The organism is Vibrio sp. YT-18 (assembly GCF_033337345.1).
Classification (GTDB): domain Bacteria; phylum Pseudomonadota; class Gammaproteobacteria; order Enterobacterales; family Vibrionaceae; genus Vibrio; species Vibrio alginolyticus.
Genome location: NZ_JAWOQO010000006.1, coordinates 90,992 through 117,501, shown reverse-complemented (window position 1 = coordinate 117,501; position 26,510 = coordinate 90,992). Strand labels below are relative to the sequence as shown.

Below are 26,510 nucleotides of genomic sequence, written 5' to 3'. Positions count from 1 at the left end.
ATCAATATTCAAAAAATTCACTACTCAGCCTTACATCACGTCTTTAACTATAATCAACAAGTCGAGACAATGTGAGTAAATGGCTAAACAGTCTATTAATGAACGGACTTGGTTCCCTGAAGACTCGGCATATACAGCGAAAATTTATCATATGCCAATTGCTATCCTTGTCACCGCACAGTACCAGTTTGGCCTATGGCACAACAATCTATGATTGCGGTGTCTTTAATATCACATCACAAAGCAAAACGCCTATTAGATCTAATATTGCAGGGCAATTCATTTGCCCATCGATTATGTAATATTCATTACGTGATTAAGAATCAAGCTTAACCACTACCCTGTGATTAATACATTATAGAGTTTCACCGCAAAACTGTAGCACCAAATAGAGCGCAAACGGTTTGTATCTCAAAATTTCCTAGCCCCTATTCCATTGACTGCGTAATACCTCGACTAAGGCAAACACCCGATGAAATTTTGGAGCCCGAAAAACGAAAAATGCCCCGCAGCAATCTCTTGCTACAGGGCATGATGTAAAACGGCGTCTATATATTAAGAACCGATTCTAATTATAGTGCTGCAAGGCTTAAGCAGAAGCCTGCAATTGTCGCTGCCATAAGGTTAGACAACGTACCTGCAAGAACTGCTTTAACACCCATGCGAGCGATGTCACTACGACGGTTTGGTGCAAGGCTACCTAGACCACCAAGTAGAATCGCGATAGAAGAAAGGTTCGCGAAACCACATAGTGCGAATGAGATGATAGCTGTTGTCTTCTCAGACATTACTTCACCAGTTGCCGCGATTACTTGAGCGTTTTCACCTAGGTATGGTGTGAAGTTCAAGTAAGCAACGAATTCGTTCACTACGATTTTCTGACCGATGAATGAACCAGCTGTTACAGCTTCTGCCCATGGAACACCGATTAGGAATGCTAGTGGAGAGAACGCGTAACCTAGAATTAGCTCTAGTGTTAGTTCTGGCATGCCGAACCAACCACCGATGCCACCTAGCATACCGTTGATTAGCGCGATTAGACCAACGAATGCGATTAGCATTGCACCTACGTTAAGCGCAAGTTGTAGACCAGAAGCCGCACCGCCCGCAGCTGCGTCGATTACGTTAACTGGTTTGTCGTCACCGCCGTCCATCGCTTCTTCGATACTTTCGTGAGGCTGGTCAGTCTCAGGGTGAAGGATTTTAGCGAACAGTAGACCACCTGGTGCTGCCATGAATGATGCCGCAACTAGGTACTCTAGTGGAACACCCATAGATGCGTAACCAGCTAGTACACCACCAGCAACAGAAGCTAGACCACCACACATTACCGCGAATAGCTCTGATTGAGTCATTTTTGGAACGAATGGACGAACAACTAGAGGTGCCTCAGTTTGACCTACGAAAATGTTAGCTGCTGCTGACATTGATTCCGCACGCGAAGTGCCTAGCGCTTTTTGTAGTGCGCCACCAAGAATCTTGATAACCCATTGCATAACGCCAATGTAGTAAAGAACTGAAATCAGTGCAGAGAAGAAGATCAGTGTAGGAAGAACACGGAATGCGAAGATGAAACCGCCGCCGCCGAATACTTCGAACATCTTGTCAGAAACAAGACCACCGAACAGGAATGATGAACCATCGTTACCGTAGTTGATAACGTTAGAAACACCTGAAGAGAAACCGTTTAGTAGATCACGGCCCCAAGGTACATACAGAACAAATGCACCTAATGCGAATTGGATAGCGAATGCGCCACCCACAGTTCTAAAGTTGATAGCTTTTCGGTTGTTAGAAAATGCCACTGCAATCGCAAGAAGCACTACCATACCGATTAGGCTCATAAACAGGCTCATAGTTTATGACTTCCTTATAAGTTATTTATTGGCGTGTTACAAAATGGAGCTATAAAGCGGGGGCAATTATACTCATGCAGAATCAATTAAAGTAATGCCAGCCTCACACTTTCCTATAAGATTCATGATTGATTCAACCAGCTTTGTGAGTTAATTCACAATAAGCAGGAAAACGTTTTCGATTTCAAACCACATCTTTAGATTTTATTCACATATCGAGAAAGCAAAATTGCTATTTTTCCACAGTTGAGAGGCAATCGATTGCTTTCGGCCGTTATGCAACTCTACGAGCTCATTAAAGACGTGAATGAGTTTGGCTGGGTGATTTGACTCCCCTTGATATCCAAGTATAGGCATATCTGGTGCGTCTGTTTCGATTACTAGGTTTTCGAGTGGTAATTTTTGAATTGCGTCGCGTGTTTTCTTGGCTCTTGGGTAGGTAATCGTTCCTCCTACACCGATAAAAAAACCTAATTTGACCCACTCCATGGCTTGCTGATAACTCCCAGAAAAAGCGTGTAGCACACCACCTCTAGGGAGATTCGCCGCTTTCACCATTTGAATGAGGCGATTGTGCGCTTTTCGGCTATGTAAAATAACTGGGAGTTCGAAGCGTCTAGCCAGCTCAAATTGAACTTCAAGTATCTTTTCTTGCAACTGTGGATCAACATCAATGGCAAAATCTAAACCACACTCTCCTATTGCCACGCACTGCTGCCCTTTTTGATTTAGATAGACTTCTAGCTCTGTAAGGTGCTGCTCAACGTTATCTTCAAGAAAATACGGATGAAAGCCGAGCGCATAATACAAATTGGCATGTTGCTCTGCCAAAGTTTGAATACGAGCCCAGTTTTGCGGACCGACGGAAGGAATCAAAATTCTTGCGACGCCTTGCGTTTGAGCAAGCTCAAGTTGATGCGCAAAGTCATCTTGAAACACATCAAAATCAAAGTGGCAGTGCGTATCAAAGAGCTTCATCTTGACGCTTTTTATCTGTATCTGCGGGCAGAAAATCAGGAGATCGTTGGGCTTCACTCTTCTCTTCAGTTTGGTGGGCAGGGTCTTTTCGATATGGGACGCAACTGCGTTTCTGGTCGGGGGTTAACCCCATTTCTTTACACCAATTGTCGTAACGCTTTAGCCCACGTTTAAACCAGTTCATATCTTATCCTTATATAAAAACGCCCTTGGCTAAGTTTATAGCCAAGGGCGTTTTAAAATCTAGTTTGCGTTAAGGCTTACCCTAACCGCGCAAATTAGTGCTCGCGCGTCGCACGGAAATCAACGTCAGGGAAACGCTCTTTCGCTAAGTTTAAGTTAACCATTGTTGGAGCGATATACGTTAGGTTATCACCACCATCCAATGCTAAGTTCGCTTGATTCTTGCGTTGGAACTCATCCAGTTTCTTCGCATCACCACACTCAACCCAACGCGCAGTTGCAACGTTAATGCCTTCATAAATCGCTTCAACGTTATACTCAGACTTCAAACGAGCCACAACAACATCAAACTGAAGTACACCAACGGCACCAACGATCAGATCGTTGTTCTGTAGAGGACGGAATACCTGTACCGCACCTTCTTCTGATAGCTGAACCAAACCTTTGAGAAGCTGCTTCTGCTTTAGTGGATCTTTCAGGCGAATACGACGGAATAGTTCCGGAGCGAAGTTCGGAATACCAGAGAACTTCAGTGATTCACCTTGCGTAAAGGTATCACCAATCTGAATAGTGCCGTGGTTGTGTAGACCAATGATGTCTCCGGCGTAAGCGTGTTCTGCACGTGCACGGTCACCAGCCATAAAGGTTACTGCATCAGAGATACTCACTTGCTTGCCAAGACGAACGTGGTTCATCTTCATACCTTGCGTGTAAGTACCCGATACAATACGCATGAATGCGATACGGTCGCGGTGTTTTGGGTCCATATTCGCTTGGATCTTAAATACGAAACCAGAGAACTTCTCTTCAGTCGCTTCAACTTCACGTTCAACCGCTTGACGAGTTTTCGGCGCTGGAGCCCATTCAGTTAGACCGTCTAGCATATGATCCACACCAAAGTTACCTAATGCAGTACCGAAGTAAACTGGCGTAAGATCACCGGTTAGGAACATTTCCAAATCAAACTCAGGGCAAGCACCCATAACAAGCTCAAGCTCTTCTCGAACACTTTCCGCAAGGCCTGCACCAACTTTTTCATCAAGCTCTGGGTTATCGAGACCTTTGATGATTCGAACTTCTTGAATCTCATGACCGTGACCTGATTCGTATAAAATCGTTTCATCACGGTGAATGTGGTACACACCTTTAAATTCTTTACCACAGCCGATTGGCCATGTAATTGGCGCACACATCATGCCCAACTCGTTTTCTACCTCGTCCAATACTTCCATTGGATCACGAACGTCACGGTCAAGTTTGTTCATGAAGGTTACGATTGGCGTGTCACGCAGACGCGTTACTTCCATCAGCTTACGTGTACGATCCTCGACACCTTTCGCCGCATCGATAACCATCAAACACGAGTCTACTGCCGTTAACGTACGGTATGTATCTTCCGAGAAGTCTTCGTGTCCAGGCGTATCAAGTAGGTTTACCAGACAGTCATTGTAAGGGAACTGCATTACAGAAGTGGTTACCGAGATACCACGTTCTTTTTCCATTTCCATCCAGTCTGATTTTGCGTGCTGTGCGTTACCACGACCTTTAACCGTACCTGCTTTTTGGATCGCGTTTCCGAATAAAAGGACTTTTTCAGTAATGGTGGTTTTACCCGCATCCGGGTGAGAAATAATAGCGAACGTTCTGCGCTTAGACACTTCGCCTAAAAAAAGGGGATTTGACATTAGTTAATCTTCTAAATTACTTTCATGCTCACAAAATAGGCAAGCATATCTACTATTCGATATTGTGCGGTATTCTCGCTTATTATCGCTGTGCTAGCAAACTGGAAAGATATGAACTGAATTTACTCGGCTCACCAGCCTTTACCTGCAACTAACAAGGGAAAGCCAGCTCCACACAAAGAGATGTAAAAATTCAAAAAATTATTATTACATATTCAAAAGCCTCGAATCCGGATACGCATTTAAAGCATAAGTGTTGATGAGGTAATTAGTAACGGCCTAAAACTAACTCAAAAATAAGTAACTCATGATAATGGCGTCTTCCTTACCATTTCCCGATTTAGCTGGGTAATAGTTGTAACGACGGTCCACTTCATTAAAACCTGCTTGCTCATAAATATGGATAGCTGGGTGATTACTTTCACGCACTTCTAACCAAGCACTCTCTGCTTTGGCTTGTTCACAGTGTTCAATAAACGCGTCCAGCAATTTTTGCCCTAGCCCTCTGCCCTGTTGAGAAGGCGCTACTGCAATATTTAATAGTGTCACTTCTCCAACAATATTCTGTCCATAGAAGTAACCAACCACTTGAGAGCCTTCCAGCATCACATGGTGGCAAGCACCGCGACTGGATAAGTCACGAACCAAAGATTCGGCCCAAGGGTGAGAATGTGCTTGCTGCTCGATTTGCCAAACTTGGTCGAGGTGCTCTGCACGCATCGGCGTAATTTCAATTGTCACGCATTAGCTCCGTTAAGAGTACGAACAGATTTGTTGCCACAATGCGCGGCGCTGTTCGTTATTACCATCAATATCTTGTAATAGTGGCGAGGTCAGGTGCTTTGCCTTGATGCTTTGATCAGCCTCACAGCCTGCAAACCACACCCACTCTAGCTGATGTTCACCCAGCATGGATAAGCGCTCAGGCTCTAGGTGTAGCGCATCATCAAGCGTGAGCTTAATGCTTTTTAATACGCGCTCAAACATCAATGCCGTCTCGTTTTCTGGACATATTGGCGATACCAATAGGAGTTTACATGAACTTTGCAAATCCAATAATGGCGATTGATAGCCTTCCAGTCTTTCAGGGTGTACCAGCTCCCATGTGCTGATCCCCATTTCACGTAAATACTGTTTCTCGTTAATTGACATTTTCCGTCACCTATTTGAACGAGGGCAATCCTATCAAATTATCGCGATTATACCTAAAGGACTTCAAGGAACACCTGAACACAATGAGATGATTTGGATATTCCTGAACATAGCGTTTTGCCAACGGCCACACATTGGGTATGACATATGAGGTACATTATGAAATTCTTAAATACGCTACTGCTTTGCACACTGGTAGCCGCCACCAGCATGAGTGTTTTTGCTAATAACAGCGACGAGTGGGAGCTGATTGCAACGAAAGCCGTTAACTTTCATACAGAAACAGATACCGTGACACCAAATAGCTTATTCCGAAACCGAAGCTTCAGTAAAATAAAACTAAAATGTGTGCAAGGAACGGTAGACATTAATGGTTTAAAAGTCGTCATGACAGATGGTAGTGAGAAAAAGCTTTCCTCTATGGGCGTACTAACAAGCGGATTGTCGACTCGTGCCTGGAGCCTTCCAGGTACAAAAGAAGCCAAGCTAAAACGGATTGAAATGACTTACAGTAGCTGGGGAAGCACAAAACTTAGCCTGCTAGGGGTAAGTAAAAAAGCGAAAATAGAGGTCTGGGGCAAAAAGAAAAGTAACCAGTCATCCTAACCTCCCTATCTCAGTTTTCAGTGAATAAGAAAGAAGCCCACTTAGTCGTGGGCTTCTTTCATTTACAGTTCAGAGAACTCTGGCGCATAGTCTATGCGTCCGGAGCGTCCAGCACATTGACCTTCGACCAACTCTGCGACTCGAAATGCACCTTTAGGGACATCCCAAGCACATTCAAAGCCCATCTCGTCGCATGATTGAAAACCCTGGCGCGCGTAATAATCAGGATCGCCCAACACCACACACACTGGGTAGCCAAAATCACGCAGTGAATCAAAACCTTCTTTGATCAACTCTGCAGCGATGCCTTGGCGACGGTAATCTTCATGAACAGCTAATGGCGCTAGCCCTTGCCATGACAAATCTTCACCATTTAAGGTCACAGGGCTAAATAAAGCATGGCCTATCACCTCTCCCTCATCTGTACACGCGACTAAGGAAAGTGTGAATTTGCTGTTTTCGCGCAAACGCATCACAAGCTCAGCTTCAGCTTCCGTTGGGAAGGCGTGTTTCAATAAGCGGTCAATGGTAAGAATGTCCGCAGGGGCTTCAGTTCGAATAAGCATTCGCTACTCCGGTTGGTTGTGCAGGCGCTTGAACTCCTTTCTGAACAAAATCAGCCAATTGATTCAAAGCGACTTGCATTGCTTTCGGTAACTGCTCTAAGTCGACACTGTCCATTAAGTTTTTCACTTCTAAGCCAAGCTCAGTATCACCTTCAATTGAAAGGCGACGTTGGAAGAACAGTGTGTCAGGGTCTTCTTTACGACCAGCAATCAGTACTAGGTCGTTTAGATTACCACTAAAACTCACATCTTCCTGAACTGGTTTTTCAGCTACCACCAATTTTTCGTCTTGATAGCTGATGTACCATGCTAAGTTCAAGTCTTTAATCGCAACTTTTAACCACTTGTCTTCAAGGAACTCAAAGTCACCATCTTCCAAGGCTTCTTTAAACACCATTTTTAGCCCTTCCAGCAACGCTTTTTGCTGAATTGGCTGTGGTAATAACTGGACTGGAGAACGCAAAATGTTAGCTGCGTTCTTTACTAGTTGACTGCGAATCTTGTTTAACACGTTCATTATCCGTTACTTTGTCATTAGGTTGCTTATATTAAGCAATCGTGGCGATGAGATTACTGTTATGTATCAATAAAGTGCTTATTTTAGATTGGTGGTTTATTGTTCACTAACGCTTCTTTTTTTGAACTTACGTGTATTATTGATGCGAACAGGTGGATAAACACTTTTACAACCGTATTTTCAAAGTTATAGTTATCTGAGCGTATCCATGTGATTGTCGACTGCACAGCTAAAACCGCGAGCCCTTTAATGGCAGGTAACACTTTAGCTTGGTGGTAGACCGCCGCAGGCTTATCAGGGTGTCGCTTTTTATACACGGACGAATAATCTGGCTCATTGGAGATCGGTAATACCCTAATGCCTTCCCAGCAATTAAAACATTGGTTTGCCACGCTAACCTCAAATAGCCCTTTCTTCTTTGCCATTCTTGATAAAAAACACAATTATCGAATGGTAAGTGACCGTTACTGCGATATCGCAGGTTTAAGTCATGAGGAAATCGTCGGCTTAAACGATTGCCAAGTGCTGGGTGAGCAGTTTTATAAGAAGCTTGCACCATACTATCAGCGCGCGTTCAATGGGGCACATGTCGAAGCCGAAATCACGCTCGATGAAACCGACCTTGAAACCAGTCTTCACTTTAGTCTTTCGCCAGTTTTTGAAGGTAACGACATTCGCTTTGTTGTTTTTCACGCTGTCGATACTTCAGAAAAGCAGATACTCGTTCGCTCCTTAGAAGAGTCCGAAAGTAAGTTTGCGAAGTTAACACAACTGCTACCAGACGGCTTACTGCTTATCGAGGATGATATTGTCATCTCTGCGAACCCCGCATCAGCGCGCCTTCTCGGACTTAACTCTCCTCATGAATTGTTGGGCGAAGAGCTAAGTCGTTTATTCATCGATGAAAACAGTAAAAAGGTATTTAGTCATCGATTGAGTACATTAATTTCTGACAAACCTTTTGTCTGCTTAACCAGCGCAAGATGCGGCTTTGAACGGAAAGTTCAGCTACACGCGGATTCCACGGCGATATTAGGTAGCGAATCTCAAATTATCCTAATCCAAGATGCTGATGATGCGCCCAAAAACCTGTCTTCAGCATCGAATGAAGACATACACATTGACTCGCTCACCAAACTCTACAACCGCTTTGGCTTCACCAAACGTTTGGAACAGCTGATCAAAAAGCAAACACCGCTTCTGGTGTTCTATTTGGATATCGATAACTTCAAAAACATTAATGACTCACTTGGTCACCATATTGGCGATAAAGTGATTCAAGAGGTATCGGCCCGTCTTAAACGGTTACTGCCAAACCAAGCGATTATTGGTCATTTGGGTGGCGATGAGTTTGGCGTCATTCTGCCGGAGCCAGAAAACACCCGCATGGCTGAAATTTTGTCCGATCGCATTATCTCGTTGATCAACCAACCTTTCGACTTGCACCACTTCAGTAAACGCCTTGCCTGTTCAATTGGTAGCGTTCGATACCCTGAAGACGGACAAGATGCGCGAATCCTACTACAAAATGCCGATACTGCGATGTATGAAGCCAAAGATCGTGGTAGAAATCGTCTGATCAAATTTAACGATCAAATGAACAAAGAAGCGCGTATGCGTTTGTGGCTTGAAATCGAACTGCAAAAAGCATTGCAGCAGAACGGTTTGGAAGTGTGGTATCAACCTAAGGTTAACGCGCGAGACTTCAGTATCAACGGCGCAGAAGCGCTCGTTCGTTGGAAGCATCCAGTTGAAGGGTACATTAGTCCTGGCTCATTCATTCCTGTCGCCGAGCGCGCTGGGTTAATCGAACACCTTGGACGTGTCGTGATGCGTGATGTTTTCAATACGGTAAAACGTTGGAAACAACAGGGCATACTGCCAGGCCGTGTCGCCATCAACCTCTCTCCCGAGCAATTTGGCAACCCACAGCTGATCGACTTTATGGAAAAGTTGCTTCGCACTACCGAGCTTGATCCAAGCTGCATTACCTTCGAGCTAACCGAAAGTGCCGTGATGAGTGATAGCGAACATACACTGCAAATGTTGAATGCGATTAAAAAGCTTGGCTTCGCTCTCTCTATCGATGACTTTGGTACCGGCTACTCTTCTCTTTCCTACTTAGCGCGTTTCCCTATTGACGAGCTAAAAATCGACCGCGCTTTTATTAATGATATCGACACACTACCGAAACAAGTCACTGTGATTGAAAACATCATTAATCTGGGTAAGTCGCTCGACTTAACTGTCGTTGCCGAGGGGGTGGAAACCCACCAGCAAGCTACTTTGCTCTCTAACCTTCAATGTAATGCGATTCAAGGATTCCATTTTTATCGCCCGCAGCCAAAACATGAAATTGAAGAGCTGTTTGTACAGAATCGTCGTCACAAGAACTAACCCCGACCCGATCCCCTTACTCGCAAGGGGTAAATATCGACTTTATTGAGCTAAACCTAACTTAGGTCAATTTCGCTATTCATAATTCTTCATAAAATGCGGGCACCTTTTTATTCTCAATGATTGTGAGCATATGGAACTCTTGTGTCCCGCGGGTAACCTGCCTGCGTTAAAAACTGCGATTGATTGCGGTGCCGATGCCGTCTACATTGGTTTCAAAGATGATACCAACGCCCGTCACTTTGCTGGCCTCAACTTTAACGGCAAGAAATTAGAAAAAGCGGTGCAATACGTTCATGACCGCAATAAAAAAATTCATGTCGCGTTGAATACCTTCGCTCATCCCAATGGCTTCGAGCGCTGGACGAACGCAGTAGACAATGCAGCGGCACTGGGTGTAGACGCGCTGATTGTTGCAGACATTGCAGTGCTGGAGTACGCGGCTCGCAAATATCCCGATCTGGAACTACACCTTTCAGTGCAAGCATCAGCGACCAACGTCGCTGCCATTGATTTTTACAAACAAAACTTCAACGTAAAACGGGTAGTATTACCTCGCGTTTTATCGATTCATCAGGTCAAACAGCTTTCACGCAACATCACTAGCGATGTCGAGTTAGAAGTCTTTGCTTTTGGTAGCCTTTGCATCATGTCTGAAGGTCGCTGCTACCTATCGTCATATATGACAGGCGAGTCTCCAAACACTGTGGGAGCATGCTCTCCAGCTAAGTACGTTCGCTGGCAAGAAACAGAAAATGGTCTGGAATCCCGCCTTAACGACATTTTGATCGATCGCTACAGCGCCGGTGAAAATGCGGGCTACCCTACCTTGTGTAAAGGTCGTTTCGAAGCAGAAATCGAAGGCGAGAAAAAACGCTACCACGCACTGGAAGAACCAACCAGTTTGAACACCCTCTCTATGCTGCCAGAACTATTTGCTGCAAATGTGGCGTCTGTAAAAATTGAAGGTCGCCAACGTAGCCCAGCTTACGTAGAACAAGTCACTCGAACATGGCGAGCCGCGATTGACAGTTACCAAGCAAACCCAGAAGCTTATCAAGTCGAAGCGGCTTGGGATGCCGCATTGGCAAACGTGTCTGAAGGTACGCAGACCACACTTGGTGCTTATCACCGCAAATGGCAGTAGAGGTTAAGATGGATAATTCAATGAAATACGCGCTTGGCCCGCTGTTGTACTTCTGGCCAAAACAAGACATCGAAGCGTTTTATGAACAAGCGAAATCAAGATCCGCGGACATCATCTATCTTGGGGAAACCGTATGTTCAAAACGTCGAGAAATGAAGCCTTCGCATTGGCTTGAAATCGCAAAAGAGCTGTCTGCATCTGGCAAGCAAGTGGTGCTATCAACGATGGCACTACTAGAAGCTCCGAGTGAAGTAAACATAATGAAGAAGTACATCGACAACGGTGACTTCGCGATTGAAGCAAATGACGTATCTGCTGTTCAATTGGCATCAGAGCATAAAGTGCCTTTCGTCGTTGGCCCTGCAATCAATACTTATAACGCACACACGCTCAACTTATTTTTGAAGCAAGGTATGATGCGTTGGTGCATGCCTGTCGAGCTCTCTCGCGAATGGTTAAACGATACTTTAGTTCAGTGTGACGAGCTGGGTATTCGTAACAAGTTTGAAGTTGAGGTATTTAGCCACGGTTATTTACCTTTAGCGTATTCCGCTCGCTGTTTCACAGCCCGAGCTGAAAACCGAGCGAAAGACGATTGCGAAACCTGCTGTATCAAATACCCTACGGGAATCCAGGTCAGTAGCCAAGAAGGGCAAGAAGTCTTTAACCTTAACGGCATTCAAACACAATCAGGGTATTGTTATAACCTGATCAATGACTTACCAAGTATGCAAGGCCTGGTTGATGTGGTCCGATTAAGCCCTCTCGGTGTGAGTACACTTTCTGAGTTAGAGCATTTTCGCTCAAACGAGCACGGCGACAACCCTGAAAAACTTGAAAGCCGCCAATGCAATGGCTATTGGCATCAGCTAGCTGGCTTAGAAGTAAAAAACATTTAGCTCCCCAAAAAAGAAAAGCGAGGCCCAACCTCGCTTTTCTCTATCAGCCATTGTTAACAGGCTTGCACTGTTGGCTCAGCCGAAGTTTCATTAAGCAGCTTTTTCACATCTCGCCACAACATACTGATCACGACCAAACTCAATGCAATGTTAGACAATGGGAAAGCTAACCAAATGCCTGTCACGCCGAAAAGTTTCGGCATAATGAATAAGAATGGCAACTGGACCAGCATGTTGCCTAGTGTTACAAACATGGCTTTGCTGCCTTTGTTTACTGATTGATAGTACGCGGCCGCCACAACTAAAAAACCATCTAAGAACAACGCAAACATGTGTAAACGAATCCCGATCACCGTGCTATCAATCAACTGTTGGTCTGCATTATTAAACACCGAAACCAGTTCGTACGGGAAAAGGTTCATCAAAACAACGAACGCCACCCCGCCAAGCACAGATGTCCCCATCGCGACCTTTAATAACTTTCTAATGTTATCCTGATTACGTGCACCGTGGTTGAAGCTCACTAAAGGCTGCATACCATTCGCAATTCCTTCGGCTATCAGATAGTAAACCGTCACGATGTACCCCAAAATCGCGTACGCTCCGATCAACATTGCACTTCCGTATTGAGCAAATAACGCGTTGTGCAGTGCCACCATCACAGAGCCGTAGGCGTACATAAAGAAACTTGATGTACCTATCATGATAATCTTTGGTGCAGCATCAACCTGAACTTTGAAGTCGCTGATACGAAGGCGTAATGTTGCTTTTGAAGTAAAGAAGTAACCAATACCGAGCACAGTGACCACTAATTGTGCAAGTGCAGTGGCAATAGCGGCTCCGGTTAACTCCCACTCCAACCAAGCAATAAATACGTAGTCTAATGCAATGTTAATAACGGCACCGATGACCATCAAAATCGTTGCTAAGTTCGGGCTGTCGTCATTGCGTAACAGAAACGGAACCGCGATAGAACCCAACGTGAATACGCACGCGACAATCAGAATATGCAAATATTGCAGCGCAAGTTCAAACACTCGCCCTTCCGCACCTTGCCAGCGAATAAATTCATCCGAAAACAAGAACAATATTGTAGCAACGACCGGCATCAATGCCGCTAACAACGTCAATCCGGTCGTTAGGATCCGCTTAGCGCCTTCATGATCGTTCTCTCCTTGCTTGATCGAAGTCAGTGCACCAGTCCCCACCCCAATCATCATTCCTATACCGAGGATCGAACCGATAATAGGCCACGCAACATTGATCCCAGCTAATCCGTCAGCGCCAACATAACGGCCAATAAAAATGCCATCAACTATTTGATACAAACCGTTCACGAGCATTGCTGCGACGGTTGGAATCGTATATTTCCAAAACTGTCTATAAATTGAGTTTTGCATGACTGTCACCAGTAGTTAGCAAAGCTAACCATTTAATTAGCAAGGCTAACTAAATGGTTAAATTAAATAAAAGAAAGATGAAACAACAAAAACTAAACCATACAGCTGAGGCCTTTGCTTTAGTTTAAAATGACTTATTACTCAATGCTTTATTCAATAAAGCTTGTAACTGTTCAGCTTCTTGCTGATTTAATTGTTGCATCATTTGGTCAGAGATATCTTTGTACACTACCTGCTCCAAAGACATTTTTTCTGCGACTTCTTCCGTAAGCAACACACGCTTAGCACGAGCATCCTCATTACATGCGATGCGTTTCACCAAACCCTTTTTTTCCAAACGCACAACCATTGTCGATGCGGAAGGCTTAGTCACTTGCAGCTCTTCTGCAAGATCGGTTATTCGCACACCCTCAGGGTAAACCTGAATCACACGTAAATAATCGAACTCATTAAAGCTTAGATGTGATAATGGATCTTCTTTGGCATAGACACGCCAAGCTTTGGCGCAAAAACGCTCTAAATCAATCAAGCTTTCTTCTAATGCCATAAAAGCCACCACCACTTAGTTAGCAAGACTAACTATTTTAAATGAGTCACTCATCAAGTTCAATCATAAAAAAGCCGCTCTCATCGAGCGGCTCTAAATCATTCAATTTCCAGCTTCTTGGCAGCCTTTAACTTGGCCAATCTATCTTGCTGTAATTGATCGTAAATTTGCGCCAGCTCCAAGAAAGAATAGCGATGCTCAACATAATCATAAACGTTGAACGAAATCGCGAGCTTATAAAGTGAGATGGCACTTGCGATATCACCTTCAAGCTGATTACGCTTTCCAAGGTAGAAATACGTTTCCGTCAATCGTTCAGCTAGGCGATAGTTCTCTCTCGTTCCATCCATAATTGCTTTAAGCGCGTCTTCGTCCGAGACGTCTCGTAGCATGATGGCAACAAGAACCCATCCCCACTCTTCACTACGATCTCGTAAATAACGCTGTTGAAGATTGGCTTTTGCTTGCTCTGGATTTTGCTCAGCTTCGATGATGTACAGCCATAATGAACGAAAAGGATCCGTTGGCATTTCTTGATAGTGCTTGGTCATATCTTCTAAAGCGAGATCGATTCGACCACCATAATACAGTGCAATCGCACGGTTGCGCTCAGCATAGGTATTATCAGGAGCCAACTCTATGGTTGAGTCAAACGCTTCATATGCCGCATCAAACTCTCCTACTTGGGTAAAGTATACCCCCAAGAGATTGAAGATGTCCGGCTGAGCGGGATTCAACTGCAAAGACTGGTTAAAGTCCAAACGGGCAAGATCACGCAAACCAACGCTGTCGTAGTAGCTACCGCGCTCATAATGCATTTTAGCGCGCACTTCATCACTAAGGTCGGGACGTTGTAGCAACTGCGATAGACGCGCGATTTGTACTTCTTGTTGAACACTAGGCTGAAGTGGCACCGCCATCGGTGGATATAACCACTTTTGTGCTGATTGTTGAGAAGTATTTGCACAACCGGTCAGCGCGATAGCAACACATAAAATTGCGGTTTGAAACCATTTCACTAATTGATACTCCTGTTTGGACCGCTCAAGATTTGTTTCTCTTAATGCAATATAGGCGATAACCTCGTTTGAGGTTAATACATCGAAACAAACCAAAAAAGGGGAGCGAAAATGCTCCCCTTTTATAACATGCTTTCAGGCCCTTAATCTAATAAAAGGCTGAAAGTCTCATTTTGTCTTACTCGTCTTTAGCAGCCGGTGCTTCAGCAGCAGCTTCTTCAGCTGGCTTTTCTACCGCTTCTTTCATGCTTAGACGTACACGGCCTTGGCGGTCGATTTCAAGAACTTTAACTTGAACTTCTTGACCTTCAGCTAGGTAGTCAGACACTTTCTCTACGCGTTTTTCTGCGATTTGAGAAATGTGTACAAGACCATCTTTGCCTGGAAGAACCGTTACGAATGCACCGAAGTCAGCTAGACGTGCAACTTTACCTGTGTAGATACGGCCCACTTCCACTTCAGCAGTGATCTCTTCGATACGGCGGATAGCTTCTTTCGCAGCAGTGCCTTCAGTTGCCGCAATCTTGATAGTACCGTCGTCTTCGATTTCGATAGTTGTACCAGTCTCTTCAGTTAGAGCACGGATAACTGCACCACCTTTACCGATAACGTCTTTGATCTTCTCAGCGCTGATCTTCATCGTGTGAATACGCGGAGCAAATTCAGAGATGTCTTCACGAGCACCAGAGATAGCTTCATCCATTACAGATAGGATGTGCTTACGTGCGCCTTGAGCTTGGTTAAGCGCAATTTGCATGATTTCTTTAGTGATGCCTTCGATCTTGATGTCCATTTGAAGTGCAGTGATACCAGTGTTAGTACCTGCTACTTTAAAGTCCATGTCACCTAGGTGGTCTTCATCGCCAAGGATGTCAGAAAGTACAACGAAATCGTCACCTTCTTTAACAAGACCCATTGCGATACCAGCAACAGATGCTTTGATTGGTACACCTGCGTCCATAAGCGCAAGAGAAGTACCACATACTGAAGCCATTGAAGATGAACCGTTAGATTCAGTGATTTCCGATACAACACGTACTGTGTATGGGAACTCATCAACAGAAGGCATTACTGCAGCAATACCACGCTTCGCCAGTTTACCGTGGCCGATTTCACGACGCTTAGGAGAACCTACAAAACCAGTTTCACCTACACAGTATGGAGGGAAGTTGTAGTGCAGTAGGAAGTGATCTTTACGCTCACCAGTTAGCTCATCGATGATTTGAGCATCACGCTGAGTACCTAGCGTTGCCGTAACGATCGCCTGAGTTTCACCACGAGTGAATAGCGCGCTACCGTGAGTACGAGGAAGAACACCAGTACGTACATCTAGTGCACGAACCATGTCTTTTTCACGGCCATCGATACGAGGGTTACCTGCAATAATACGGCTACGTACTACTGTCTTCTCTAGATCATGGAAGATAGTGTGGATTTCTTTTGTATCTGCTTCAGGATCTTCAGCAAGAAGAACTTCATTTACTTCCGCAGCGATCTCATGGATGCGGTCGTAACGAGCCATTTTCTCAGTAATTTGGTAGGCTTCAACAAGTTTAGCTTCTGCTAGATCAGCAATCTTATTTTTAAGCGCTGTGTTCTCTTCAGGAGCAACCCAATCCCAAGCAGGAGTTGCAACTTCTGCTTTGAATTCGTTGATAGCTTTAATAGCAACTTGTTGTTGGTCATGACCATAAACAACCGCCGCTAGCATTTCTTCTTCAGTTAGGTTGTCCGCTTCTGACTCAACCATCAATACTGCTGACTCTGTACCTGCAACAACAAGGTCAAGCTTAGAAGTTTCTAGTTCAGTTTGGCTAGGGTTAAGTACAAGCTGACCATCGATATGACCAACACGCGCCGCACCGATAGGGCCGTTGAATGGAATGCCAGAGATAGCAAGAGCAGCAGAAGTACCGATCATTGTAACGATATCTGGCTGAACATCTGGGTTTACAGACATTACTGTCGCGATAACCTGAACTTCGTTTTTAAACGCGTCTGGGAATAGCGGACGGATTGGACGGTCGATTAGACGAGCTGTTAGCGTTTCGCCTTCAGAAGGACGACCTTCACGTTTGAAGAAGCCGCCTGGGATTTTACCCGCAGCGTAAGTACGCTCTTGGTAGTTAACCGTTAGTGGGAAGAAGTCTTGACCTGCAACGGCTTCTTTTTTACCTACAACAGATACGAATACAGACGTATCATCCATTGTGACCATAACTGCTGCTGTAGCTTGACGTGCAATAACGCCAGTTTCTAAAGTAACTGTGTGGTTACCGTACTGGAACGTTTTAACAACTGGTTTTTCGAACATTGTTATTCCTTGTTTCTAATCTTCCTTTAGTGCTTAAAGAAATCTTAGATGTGTTAATTGACACTCAAGGCATTACGAATCGCGACTAGTAAAAAGAAACTCGGAAGTTCCTTTTGAATAGTCGCGACCTTTTGGTCGACGTGGTTGACTGTAATGCTATGAGCTTTTGAGAAAACCTCTTACAAGGTTTAGCCGCCAGTATTATAACGGCATAAGTCTAATTTGGCTAAATTTAGGCAACAAAAAAGGGGCATAAAGCCCCTTTTTAGACAAACTGCTATGCAGTCGCTGATTAGCGACGTAGGCCTAGACGTTTGATTAGGTCTTGGTAGCGAGCTAGGTTTTTACCTTTTAGGTAATCTAGAAGCTTACGACGACGAGAAACCATGCGTAGAAGACCACGACGGCTGTGGTGATCGCCTTTGTGCGCTTTGAAGTGACCTTGTAGGTGGTTGATAGAAGCTGTAAGTAGAGCTACTTGAACTTCTGGTGAACCAGTGTCGCCTTCGCCTTGTGCGTATTCTGCAACGATTGCTGCTTTAGTTTCTGCATTCAGAGACATAATTCTCTCCTAATAAGAGTAGGTTTAAAGTTGTAGCAGCCAATCTCTGATTCAGCCGCTACGCGAAGCGCGGATTATAGGGAAATTTCCTATCTCGTGCAATATAAAAATACCGACACTCAGGTCGGTATTTTCAATCATTTACTTGGATGCAACGTCATCTCGGAACACGACCAATCGCTTAGGAGCGATTTTGCCATCTTCGTTCATTTCGCCAACGCCAATAAACAAGCGTTCTTCACCCATAGTAAGGCGAAGTGAGCCCTCTGTCGGAGCACCAAATACTTGAACGGGCTGCCCATGTTGGACCATATCCGCCAGTTCAGGCACCAAGTTGACTTCTGGTAAGTCTTCTACCGCTGTATCCATTGGCAAAAGCAGTGGGTCCAGTAGTTCTCGAGGCGCTCGTTCCTCGCGGTGAGCTTGCTCTAGCAACTCATTTAGTTGCTCAAGTGTTACCATATTCTCGTAAGGGTATTTAGCAACACCAGTACGACGAAGCATAGTTACGTGCGCACCACAACCTAACATTTCGCCCAGATCATCAACGATAGTACGAATATAGGTACCTTTAGAGCAGTGCACTTCCATCTCTACTTCATCGCCTTCAAAACGGTGAAGAACAATCTCATATACCGTGATCTTACGAGATTCACGCGGAACTTCGATGCCTTTACGAGCGTATTCATACAAGGGTTTACCTTGATACTTCAACGCAGAGAACATGGAAGGCACTTGATCAGATTCACCACGGAACTGATCGATGCACGCTTCTAGCTTGTCTAACGTAACATCGACTGGACGCGTCTCTACAACTTCACCATCCGAGTCAGACGTATTGGTACGTTCACCCAGCTTTGCGATCACACGGTAGCGTTTATCAGAATCAAGAAGAAACTGAGAAAATTTTGTCGCTTCACCCAAGCAAATTGGCAGCATGCCTGTCGCTAATGGGTCCAAGGCTCCAGTGTGGCCTGCTTTCTCAGCAAAGTAGATTCGCTTTACTTTTTGCAGTGCATCATTGGAAGAGATACCTGTTGGTTTGTCCAACAGTATAACGCCATTAATTGGACGACCTTTACGACGACGAGCCATTATTCTTCGTCCTCACGACCAGAATCTTTTTGCTTTTGTTTGTCTGAACTAACGACTTCAGACACTAGGTTAGACATACGCATACCTTCAACAAGCGTATTGTCATAGTGGAAGCGGATTTCTGGCGTTAAACGTAGACGAATACGCTTACCTAACATCATGCGAATGTGCACTTCGTGCTCACGTAGCGCTGCTAGACATGATTCAGGTGTTTGCTCACCCACACACAGGAAGGTCACAAATACTTTTGCGTAAGCTAGGTCACGAGAGACTTCTACGTCTGAGATCGTCACCATGCCAAGGCGAGAGTCACGAACTTCACGTTGAAGGATCATCGCTAGTTCTTTTTGCAGCTGCTGTGCAACGCGCTGCGTGCGGCTAAATTCTTTTGACATATCTTTACTCTTATATAGAAAGAATGGGGGGTTGGTCAAAGCCAGCCCCCCATGGTGTATTCAACAACCAATTACTACTTATCTTTCAAAGACAATATTAGTAATTTTAGTCAATTAGTCTAGAGTACGTTTAATTTCAACGATTTCGAAGACTTCGATTTGGTCACCAACGCGAACATCATTGTAGTTCTTAACGCCGATACCACATTCGTAGCCATTCTTAACTTCTTGAACGTCATCTTTGAAACGACGTAGTGACTCTAGTTCACCTTCGTAAATAACAACGTTATCACGTAGTACACGGATTGGGTTGTTACGCTTGATCACACCTTCTGTAACCATACAACCAGCGATAGCGCCCAGTTTCGGTGACTTAAACACGTCACGAACTTCAGCAAGACCAATGATCTCTTGCTTGAATTCTGGAGCAAGCATACCGCCCATTGCTTGTTTCACTTCATCAATCAATTGGTAAATGATTGAGTAGTAACGTAAGTCAACAGCTGCGGCTTCAACAGCACGGCGAGCAGAAGCATCTGCACGAACGTTAAAGCCAAGGATGATTGCGTTTGAAGCTTCCGCTAGTACTACGTCAGTTTCCGTAATACCACCTACACCAGAACCAACGATGTTCACTTTAACTTCGTCAGTAGATAGCTTAACTAGTGAGTCAGCGATTGCTTCTACAGAACCTTGAACGTCTGCTTTAAGTACAACGTTAAGTTCAGCAACTTCACCAGCAGTCATGTTAGAGAACATGTTCTCTAGTTTAGATTTCTGCTGACGAGCAAGTTTCACTTCACGGAACTTACCAGCACGGTAGTTAGCTACTTCACGCGCTTTACGCTCGTCACGAACTACTGTTGCTTCATCACCTGAAGATGGTACACCTGAAAGACCTAGGATCTCTACAGGGATAGATGGGCCAGCCGAAGTAATTTCTTTACCTAGCTCATCACGCATTGCACGAACACGGCCGTATTCTTGACCACAAAGAACGATGTCGCCTTTGTTTAGTGTACCTGATTGAACAAGTACTGTTGCAACTGGACCACGACCTTTATCTAGGCGAGATTCAACAACAACACCAGATGCCATGCCTTCAGCTACAGCTGTAAGTTCAAGAACTTCAGACTGAAGAAGGATTGCTTCTAGAAGACCATCGATGTTTGTACCCTGTTTAGCAGAGATGTGAACGAACATGTTCTCACCGCCCCACTCTTCAGGAATAACGTCGTATTGAGCAAGCTCGTTCTTAACGTTATCTGGGTTCGCGTCTTCTTTATCGATCTTGTTCACAGCAACAATTAGAGGAACGCCTGCCGCTTTCGCGTGCTGAATCGCTTCTACTGTTTGTGGCATTACGCCATCGTCTGCTGCAACTACAAGAACAACGATATCTGTTGCTTGAGCACCACGAGCACGCATTGCAGTAAACGCTGCGTGTCCAGGAGTATCAAGGAACGTGATCATGCCGTTGTCTGTTTCAACGTGGTACGCACCAATGTGCTGAGTAATACCACCCGCTTCGCCAGAAGCAACGTGTGTGCGACGGATGTAGTCAAGTGTTGACGTTTTACCGTGGTCAACGTGACCCATGATAGTAACAACTGGAGCACGTGGAACTGCTTCCGCGTTAGTGTCACGGTCAGATAGTACCGCTTCTTCCAGTTCGTTCTCTTTACGAAGAACTACTTTATGGCCCATTTCTTCAGCAACAAGTTGTGCTGTTTCTTGGTCGATCACTTGGTTGATAGTCGCCATAGCGCCCATCTTCATCATTACTTTGATAACTTCTGTCGCTTTAACCGACATCTTGTTAGCAAGTTCTGATAGAACGATCGTTTCGCCAATTACAACGTCTTGCTTAGCAACCGTTGCTGACTTATCAAACCCGTGCTGCATTGAAGTCGGCTTAGCAAGTTTGCCCTTACGACCTCTACCGCCACGTTGGTTGTTACGGCCACCGCGAGCTTGGTCGTCTTTACCCGAAGCTGCTTTTTTCTTCTTACGACGACCGCCTTCTACTTTGCGATCTGCTTCATCTTCGGCTTCACGTGCGTATTGTGAAGTCGTTACATGGTAATCTGTATCTTCCATATCACCCTTTTTCTCTTCTGCAGCAGACCAACGCTCTTTATTCTTTTCAGCCAATTCGCGAGCTTCTTCAAGCTTGCGCTGACTTTCCTCTTCAGCCTTACGCTTAGCTTCTTCTTCCTGACGACGTTTAAGCTCGTCGGCCTCTTTTCGCGCTGCTTCTTGCTTAATTTTCTCTTCAGCATCACGCTTTGCTTTTTCTTCAGCATTACGTTGTGCATTCGTATCTACGTCTCGCTTCGCTTTTTCTTCAGCTTCACGTTTCGCTTTTTCTTCCGCTTCACGTTTTGCAGCTTCTTCAGCTTCACGTTTCGCAGCTTCTTCAGCTTCACGTTTTGCAGCTTCTTCTGCTGCACGTTTTGCTGCTTCTTCTGCTTCACGTTGTGCTGCTTCTTCAGCTTCACGTTTCGCTTCATCTTCAATTGTGCTGCGCTTCACGTATGTACGTTTTTTGCGCACCTCAACCTGAACATTCTTACTCTTACCACCACCCGCGTTCACACTAAGTGTACTACGAGTTTTACGCTGAAGCGTAAGGCGAGTCGGCTCTGAATCACCTGATTTATCACCGTGTTCTTTCTTTAAATGAGAGAGAAGCTTCTGCTTCTCTTCATCAGTAACATTGTCAGAGCTCGCCTTTTTAATGCCAGCGTCAGCAAGTTGTTCAATCAAGCGGTCGACTGGCGTACCAATCTCATCACTCAGTGCTTTAACTGTTAATTGTGTCATGCCGCTTCCTCCTTGCCGAAAATTATGCTTCTTCGCCGAACCAACAGATGTTACGTGCGGCCATAATTAGCTCACCTGCACGTTCTTCGGTCAGGCCTTCGATACCTTCTAAATCGTCAATACCTTGGTCAGCAAGATCTTCCAGTGTCGCTACACCTTTCGCTGCCAATTTAAATGCCATCTCACGCTCAAGACCTTCAAGTGCAAGTAGGTCCTCAGCTGGTTCTAGACCTTCAAAAGACTCTTCTTGTGCTAGTGCGATCGTCGTTAGTGCATCTTTTGCACGTCCACGAAGCTCTTCGATTAGTTCTTCATTCAAACCATCGATTTCTAGTAGCTCGTTAACTGGCACGTATGCGATTTCTTCTAGCGTTGAGAAACCTTCTTCAACAAGAAGTTGAGCGAAGTCTTCTTCAATATCTAGGTACTTCATGAAGTTTTCAATAGATGCTTGTGATTCTTCAGCGTGTTTCTTCTGAAGATCAGCAACTGTCATAACATTCAGTTCCCAACCGGTTAGTTGAGATGCTAGACGCACGTTTTGACCGTTACGACCAATAGCTTGCGCTAGGTTGTCAGCTTCAACTGCGATGTCCATTGAGTGTGCATCCTCATCAACGATGATAGAAGCAACATCAGCTGGCGCCATTGCGTTGATAACGAATTGAGCTGGGTTATCATCCCAAAGAACGATATCGATACGCTCACCACCAAGTTCGCCAGAAACAGCCTGTACACGTGCACCACGCATACCAACACACGCACCTACAGGGTCGATACGTTTGTCATTTGTTTTGACAGCGATCTTAGCGCGAGAACCAGGATCACGTGCTGCGCCTTTCAGCTCGATAATATCTTCTGCGATTTCAGGCACTTCAACACGGAACAGTTCTGCCAACATTTCTGGCTTAGAACGAGTGATGAACAATTGGAAACCACGTGCTTCAGGCGCGACTTTGTAAAGAAGGCCACGTACGCGGTCGCCTGGACGGAAGTTTTCACGAGGAAGTTGGTCATCACGCAGGATTACCGCTTCAGCGTTATTACCAAGATCAAGCACGATTGTGTCACGGTTTACTTTTTTCACGACACCAGTGATTAGATCACCCTCATTGTCGATGAACTGTTCAACGATTTGTGCGCGCTCAGCTTCACGAACTTTTTGAACGATAACTTGCTTAGCAGTTTGAGTCGTAATACGGTCAAACGTTACTGATTCGATTTCGTCTTCTACGTAGTCGCCAAGCTCGATTGAGTCATCTTCGTATTGCGCTGCTTCTAGTGAGATCTCTTTTGTAGGGTTCTCAACGTCATCAACAACTAACCAACGGCGGTAAGTTACAAATTCACCGGTTTTACGGTCAATGGCAACACGTACGTCGATTTCGATTTCGTATTTTTTCTTTGTAGAAGTTGCTAGAGCAATCTCAAGAGCCTCAAAGATACGCTCACGAGGTACCGCTTTTTCGTTCGATACCGCTTCTGCTACCGCTAAAATTTCTTTACTCATTGTATTTAGCCTCTAAGCTTAAACTTTTTTAGGGAACTAAAATTTAGGGATCAGGTTAGCTTTGGAAATGTTACTTAGAGCAAACTCTTCTTGCTGACCGTCTACAGTAATTGTCACTGTTTCGCCATCAACACCGTGGATAATACCTTTCCACTTACGACGGTTTGCTACAGCCATTTTCAATACGATGCTGACCTCGTGACCAATAAATTGCTCGTAATGTGCTGCTTTAAAAAGTGGTCTTTCTAAACCTGGAGAAGACACTTCTAGGCTGTAAGCAACAGAAATTGGATCTTCAACGTCTAAAACTGCACTAACTTGGTGGCTAACTTCTGCACAGTCGTCTACGTTAATACCATTTTCATGGTCAATGTAGATACGTAACGTTGAGTGCGCGCCTGCACGAATGAATTCTAATCCAACTAACTCATAACCTGATGCCGCTACTGGCGCGTCAAGCATTTCAGTAAGTTGTCTTTCTAAACCAGTCATTTAACCACTCCAGAAACAAAAAAAGGGCTCAGAGCCCAATCAAAAAACCAAGCAGTATCTGAGCTATTTCAAAAAGCTCAGATAACAAAAAACCCCGATAGTCGGGGTTTTATGCTGCTGGACCCTGATACGTTAAGAATAGCCAACAATTGCTTTTCTTAACTCGTAGTGTGGTTAGCACTACGCAAACTTGCCAATCTACGATTTCCTTTTAAAGAAAGAGATTGGTTGCGGGGGCCGGATTTGAACCGACGACCTTCGGGTTATGAGCCCGACGAGCTACCAAGCTGCTCCACCCCGCGTCCGACTTGCTGAGCATTATACTCGCAAACAAGTGATTTACAAGTTTGTAAATACATGGTGCCGAGAGAGGGACTCGAACCCTCACACCTAAGGCACTAGCACCTCATGCTAGCGTGTCTACCAATTTCACCATCTCGGCATCAAAACCTTACAGCTTATTGAGGAATTTCATCACCCGCAGGGGCAGGAACTTCACTCGCTGCATCCTTAACTTGTTCAACAACTGGTTGACCTAACGTTGGGTCTACCCATTGTGATTCAGTCTGGTGCGTAGACATACGACCAAGTAACAAGCTAACGATAAAGAATACGGTTGCTAAAATAGCAGTTGTTCGGGTTAAGAAATTACCTGAGCCGCCAGCACCAAACACTGTGTTTGAAGCACCAGCACCGAACGAGGCTCCCATATCTGCGCCTTTACCTTGTTGAATCAACACAAGGCCAATCACACCAAGCGCTGCCAACAGGTAAATCACAAGTAGAACTGAAAACATTTTTTCCACCTATGTTCCAAATTGTTGAGCCAGCGCCGTTCAAAAGAATAAATCATAATGAACAAGGCTAGCGACCTCCTAACGGGAGGCGGAGCAATACTAGCGAAAGCCAGTAACGCTGACAAGGGAAAATTAGTAAAAAATCAATGCCAATGCGTTAAGCGCTCAAAAAAAGGGCAAAAGACGCCCTTTTCATTCAAGACATGCTTTAACGCAATGATTAACAACTTGCTTTAACAGCCTCAGCGATTTTCAATGCTGAGTGTTGAACTAGTTCACCATCTTCTCCTTCCACCATAACGCGGATCAAAGGCTCAGTGCCAGACTTACGCAGCAATACACGCCCTTTATCACCAAGTGTCGCCTCTACTTCAGCGACAGCATTTAATACAGCTGTAGCTTCAAGAGGGTTACTTTCTCCTGAGAAACGGACATTTTCTAAAACCTGAGGATATAGTGTCATTCCTTGCGATAGTTCATATAAAGACATATCGCTGCCAATTACAGAAGCAAGTACTTGAAGTGCAGCAACAATCGCATCGCCGGTTGTGACTTTATCTAATAAGATCACATGGCCTGAGTTTTCAGCACCAATTTTCCAACCTTTTTCTAGCAGTTGCTCCATGACATAACGGTCACCAACAGCAGCACGTACAAACGGAATGCCTAGCTGCTTTAAACCATTTTCCATACCCAAGTTAGTCATTAGTGTACCAACAACACCACCCTTTAGCTCACCACGACGAAGTGCATCACGAGCGATGATATAAGCAATTTGGTCACCATCAACTTTGTTACCCAAGTGATCGACCATAATGATACGGTCACCATCACCATCAAACGCGAGACCAAGATGCGCTTGCTCTTCAACAACACGCTGTTGAAGAGCTCGTACGTCTGTTGCGCCCACTTTTTCATTAATGTTGATGCCGTTAGGCTCTACGCCCATAGCGATAACTTCTGCCCCAAGTTCTTTGAAGACATTTGGAGCGATGTGGTACGTTGCACCGTGCGCACAGTCTACTACGATCTTAAAGTTCGCAAGGCTCAACTCAGATGGGAAAGTACTCTTACAGAATTCGATGTAACGACCAGCTGCATCATTTAGGCGGGTTGCTTTACCAAGCTCAGCAGACTCCACACATTCAATTTCTTTATCTAACTCTGCTTCAATCGCCAATTCAATATCGTCAGGTAGCTTAGTACCCTCAGAAGAAAAGAATTTAATGCCGTTGTCGTAATATGGGTTATGTGATGCAGAAATCACAATACCAGCCTCGGCACGGAAAGTCTGAGTTAAATAGGCCACAGCTGGAGTTGGCATGGGACCAGTAAATGTTGCTTTAAGTCCCGCAGCTGCAAGGCCTGCCTCTAGTGCAGATTCAAGCATATAACCTGAAATACGTGTATCTTTACCTATGATAACTTTCTTTGTGCCTTGTTTCGCTAGTACACGACCAGCAGCCCAGCCAAGCTTAAGTACGAAGTCTGGAGTGATTGGGTATTGTCCTACTTTACCGCGCACACCGTCAGTACCAAAGTAACGTCTTTCATTCGACATAAACTT

25 protein-coding genes and 2 tRNA genes are annotated in these 26,510 nt (G+C 44.8%); 5 read left to right on the top strand and 22 right to left on the bottom strand.

Translation table 11 applies throughout. The features are described from left to right. The first annotated feature begins 79 nt into the window (after positions 1-79). A complete protein-coding gene (locus R7M72_RS10310; RefSeq protein ID WP_005391675.1) occupies positions 80-214 on the top strand; it encodes a hypothetical protein in 135 nt (44 codons plus the stop codon). 358 nt (positions 215-572) lie between these two features. Here the strand turns inward: R7M72_RS10310 and R7M72_RS10305 are convergent, their stop codons facing one another. From R7M72_RS10305 to R7M72_RS10280, 6 genes are all read right to left on the bottom strand, one after another. Then, on the bottom strand, positions 573-1,856 hold the full coding sequence (locus R7M72_RS10305) for a NupC/NupG family nucleoside CNT transporter (RefSeq protein WP_005380131.1): 1,284 nt from the start codon (positions 1,854-1,856) through the stop codon (positions 573-575). 204 nt (positions 1,857-2,060) lie between these two features. Then, positions 2,061-2,834, bottom strand: a complete 774-nt coding sequence (locus R7M72_RS10300; RefSeq protein ID WP_318056160.1) for a TatD family hydrolase — start codon at positions 2,832-2,834, stop codon at positions 2,061-2,063. Then, positions 2,821-3,018 carry a DUF5363 family protein gene (locus R7M72_RS10295; RefSeq protein WP_017635884.1) on the bottom strand — a complete coding sequence of 66 codons (198 nt, stop codon included), beginning with the start codon at positions 3,016-3,018 and terminating at the stop codon, positions 2,821-2,823. The genes R7M72_RS10300 and R7M72_RS10295 overlap by 14 nt, the downstream gene beginning before the upstream one ends. A gap of 94 nt (positions 3,019-3,112) precedes the next feature. Then, entirely contained in the window at positions 3,113-4,702 is a 1,590-nt protein-coding gene (gene prfC, locus R7M72_RS10290; protein ID WP_005380123.1) for a peptide chain release factor 3, read from the bottom strand. 285 nt (positions 4,703-4,987) lie between these two features. Further along, positions 4,988-5,443, bottom strand: coding sequence for a ribosomal protein S18-alanine N-acetyltransferase (rimI, locus tag R7M72_RS10285; RefSeq protein ID WP_005386430.1), 456 nt, complete (start codon positions 5,441-5,443; stop codon positions 4,988-4,990). A 12-nt stretch (positions 5,444-5,455) separates the two neighbouring features. Continuing rightward, positions 5,456-5,854: a DNA polymerase III subunit psi gene (locus tag R7M72_RS10280; protein ID WP_005386429.1), complete on the bottom strand. Its 399-nt coding sequence runs from the start codon at positions 5,852-5,854 to the stop codon at positions 5,456-5,458. 159 nt (positions 5,855-6,013) lie between these two features. Here R7M72_RS10280 and R7M72_RS10275 point away from each other — a divergent pair, with 159 nt between their 5' ends. Next, on the top strand, positions 6,014-6,460 hold the full coding sequence (locus R7M72_RS10275) for a hypothetical protein (RefSeq protein WP_064368743.1): 447 nt from the start codon (positions 6,014-6,016) through the stop codon (positions 6,458-6,460). Between the two features lie 62 nt (positions 6,461-6,522). Here the strand turns inward: R7M72_RS10275 and R7M72_RS10270 are convergent, their stop codons facing one another. Next, positions 6,523-7,026 carry a GNAT family N-acetyltransferase gene (locus R7M72_RS10270; protein ID WP_005380119.1) on the bottom strand — a complete coding sequence of 168 codons (504 nt, stop codon included), beginning with the start codon at positions 7,024-7,026 and terminating at the stop codon, positions 6,523-6,525. Next, the gene (locus tag R7M72_RS10265; RefSeq protein WP_005394645.1) at positions 7,010-7,537 is read right to left on the bottom strand and encodes an SCP2 domain-containing protein; all 528 of its coding nucleotides are present in this window, start codon (positions 7,535-7,537) and stop codon (positions 7,010-7,012) included. Before R7M72_RS10265 ends, R7M72_RS10270 begins: the two co-directional genes overlap by 17 nt. 363 nt (positions 7,538-7,900) lie before the next feature. On the opposite strand from R7M72_RS10265, the gene R7M72_RS10260 reads away from it, so the two are divergent. The 3 genes from R7M72_RS10260 (at position 7,901) to R7M72_RS10250 (ending at position 11,986) form a co-directional block, all read left to right on the top strand. Beyond that, positions 7,901-9,940, top strand: coding sequence for a bifunctional diguanylate cyclase/phosphodiesterase (locus R7M72_RS10260; protein WP_258658648.1), 2,040 nt, complete (start codon positions 7,901-7,903; stop codon positions 9,938-9,940). A 133-nt stretch (positions 9,941-10,073) separates the two neighbouring features. Beyond that, a complete protein-coding gene (locus R7M72_RS10255) occupies positions 10,074-11,087 on the top strand; it encodes a peptidase U32 family protein (RefSeq protein ID WP_054579098.1) in 1,014 nt (337 codons plus the stop codon). 20 nt (positions 11,088-11,107) lie between these two features. Further along, complete coding sequence (locus R7M72_RS10250; protein WP_165401628.1) at positions 11,108-11,986, top strand: U32 family peptidase; 879 nt, start codon at positions 11,108-11,110, stop codon at positions 11,984-11,986. Between the two features lie 53 nt (positions 11,987-12,039). On the opposite strand, the gene R7M72_RS10245 is transcribed toward R7M72_RS10250, so the two are convergent. The 14 genes from R7M72_RS10245 to glmM all read right to left on the bottom strand — a co-directional run bounded on the left by R7M72_RS10245 (position 12,040) and on the right by glmM (position 26,504). After that, on the bottom strand, positions 12,040-13,386 hold the full coding sequence (locus R7M72_RS10245; RefSeq protein WP_258658646.1) for an MATE family efflux transporter: 1,347 nt from the start codon (positions 13,384-13,386) through the stop codon (positions 12,040-12,042). 124 nt (positions 13,387-13,510) lie between these two features. Continuing rightward, positions 13,511-13,933, bottom strand: coding sequence for a MarR family winged helix-turn-helix transcriptional regulator (locus R7M72_RS10240; protein ID WP_005380103.1), 423 nt, complete (start codon positions 13,931-13,933; stop codon positions 13,511-13,513). A 98-nt stretch (positions 13,934-14,031) separates the two neighbouring features. Then, on the bottom strand, positions 14,032-14,952 hold the full coding sequence (gene nlpI / locus R7M72_RS10235) for a lipoprotein NlpI (RefSeq protein ID WP_005380101.1): 921 nt from the start codon (positions 14,950-14,952) through the stop codon (positions 14,032-14,034). A gap of 178 nt (positions 14,953-15,130) precedes the next feature. After that, entirely contained in the window at positions 15,131-17,266 is a 2,136-nt protein-coding gene (pnp, locus tag R7M72_RS10230) for a polyribonucleotide nucleotidyltransferase (protein WP_054574827.1), read from the bottom strand. Between the two features lie 292 nt (positions 17,267-17,558). After that, positions 17,559-17,828, bottom strand: a complete 270-nt coding sequence (gene rpsO / locus R7M72_RS10225) for a 30S ribosomal protein S15 (protein ID WP_005380094.1) — start codon at positions 17,826-17,828, stop codon at positions 17,559-17,561. Between the two features lie 141 nt (positions 17,829-17,969). Beyond that, positions 17,970-18,923, bottom strand: coding sequence for a tRNA pseudouridine(55) synthase TruB (truB, locus tag R7M72_RS10220; RefSeq protein ID WP_017820421.1), 954 nt, complete (start codon positions 18,921-18,923; stop codon positions 17,970-17,972). Beyond that, positions 18,923-19,318 carry a 30S ribosome-binding factor RbfA gene (gene rbfA / locus R7M72_RS10215; RefSeq protein WP_005380087.1) on the bottom strand — a complete coding sequence of 132 codons (396 nt, stop codon included), beginning with the start codon at positions 19,316-19,318 and terminating at the stop codon, positions 18,923-18,925. The genes truB and rbfA overlap by 1 nt, the downstream gene beginning before the upstream one ends. A 114-nt stretch (positions 19,319-19,432) precedes the next feature. Continuing rightward, the gene (infB, locus tag R7M72_RS10210) at positions 19,433-22,144 is read right to left on the bottom strand and encodes a translation initiation factor IF-2 (protein ID WP_005380086.1); all 2,712 of its coding nucleotides are present in this window, start codon (positions 22,142-22,144) and stop codon (positions 19,433-19,435) included. Between the two features lie 22 nt (positions 22,145-22,166). Beyond that, positions 22,167-23,654: a transcription termination factor NusA gene (gene nusA, locus R7M72_RS10205; RefSeq protein ID WP_005380084.1), complete on the bottom strand. Its 1,488-nt coding sequence runs from the start codon at positions 23,652-23,654 to the stop codon at positions 22,167-22,169. Between the two features lie 36 nt (positions 23,655-23,690). After that, complete coding sequence (gene rimP / locus R7M72_RS10200; protein ID WP_005386424.1) at positions 23,691-24,146, bottom strand: ribosome maturation factor RimP; 456 nt, start codon at positions 24,144-24,146, stop codon at positions 23,691-23,693. 225 nt (positions 24,147-24,371) lie between these two features. Further along, positions 24,372-24,448 (bottom strand) — tRNA-Met (locus tag R7M72_RS10195). Positions 24,449-24,504: 56 nt separating this feature from the next. Continuing rightward, positions 24,505-24,588 (bottom strand) — tRNA-Leu (locus R7M72_RS10190). Positions 24,589-24,604: 16 nt separating this feature from the next. Next, a complete protein-coding gene (gene secG, locus R7M72_RS10185; RefSeq protein WP_005380080.1) occupies positions 24,605-24,943 on the bottom strand; it encodes a preprotein translocase subunit SecG in 339 nt (112 codons plus the stop codon). Positions 24,944-25,163: 220 nt separating this feature from the next. Beyond that, the gene (gene glmM, locus R7M72_RS10180; RefSeq protein WP_005388992.1) at positions 25,164-26,504 is read right to left on the bottom strand and encodes a phosphoglucosamine mutase; all 1,341 of its coding nucleotides are present in this window, start codon (positions 26,502-26,504) and stop codon (positions 25,164-25,166) included. Positions 26,505-26,510 lie beyond the last annotated feature (6 nt).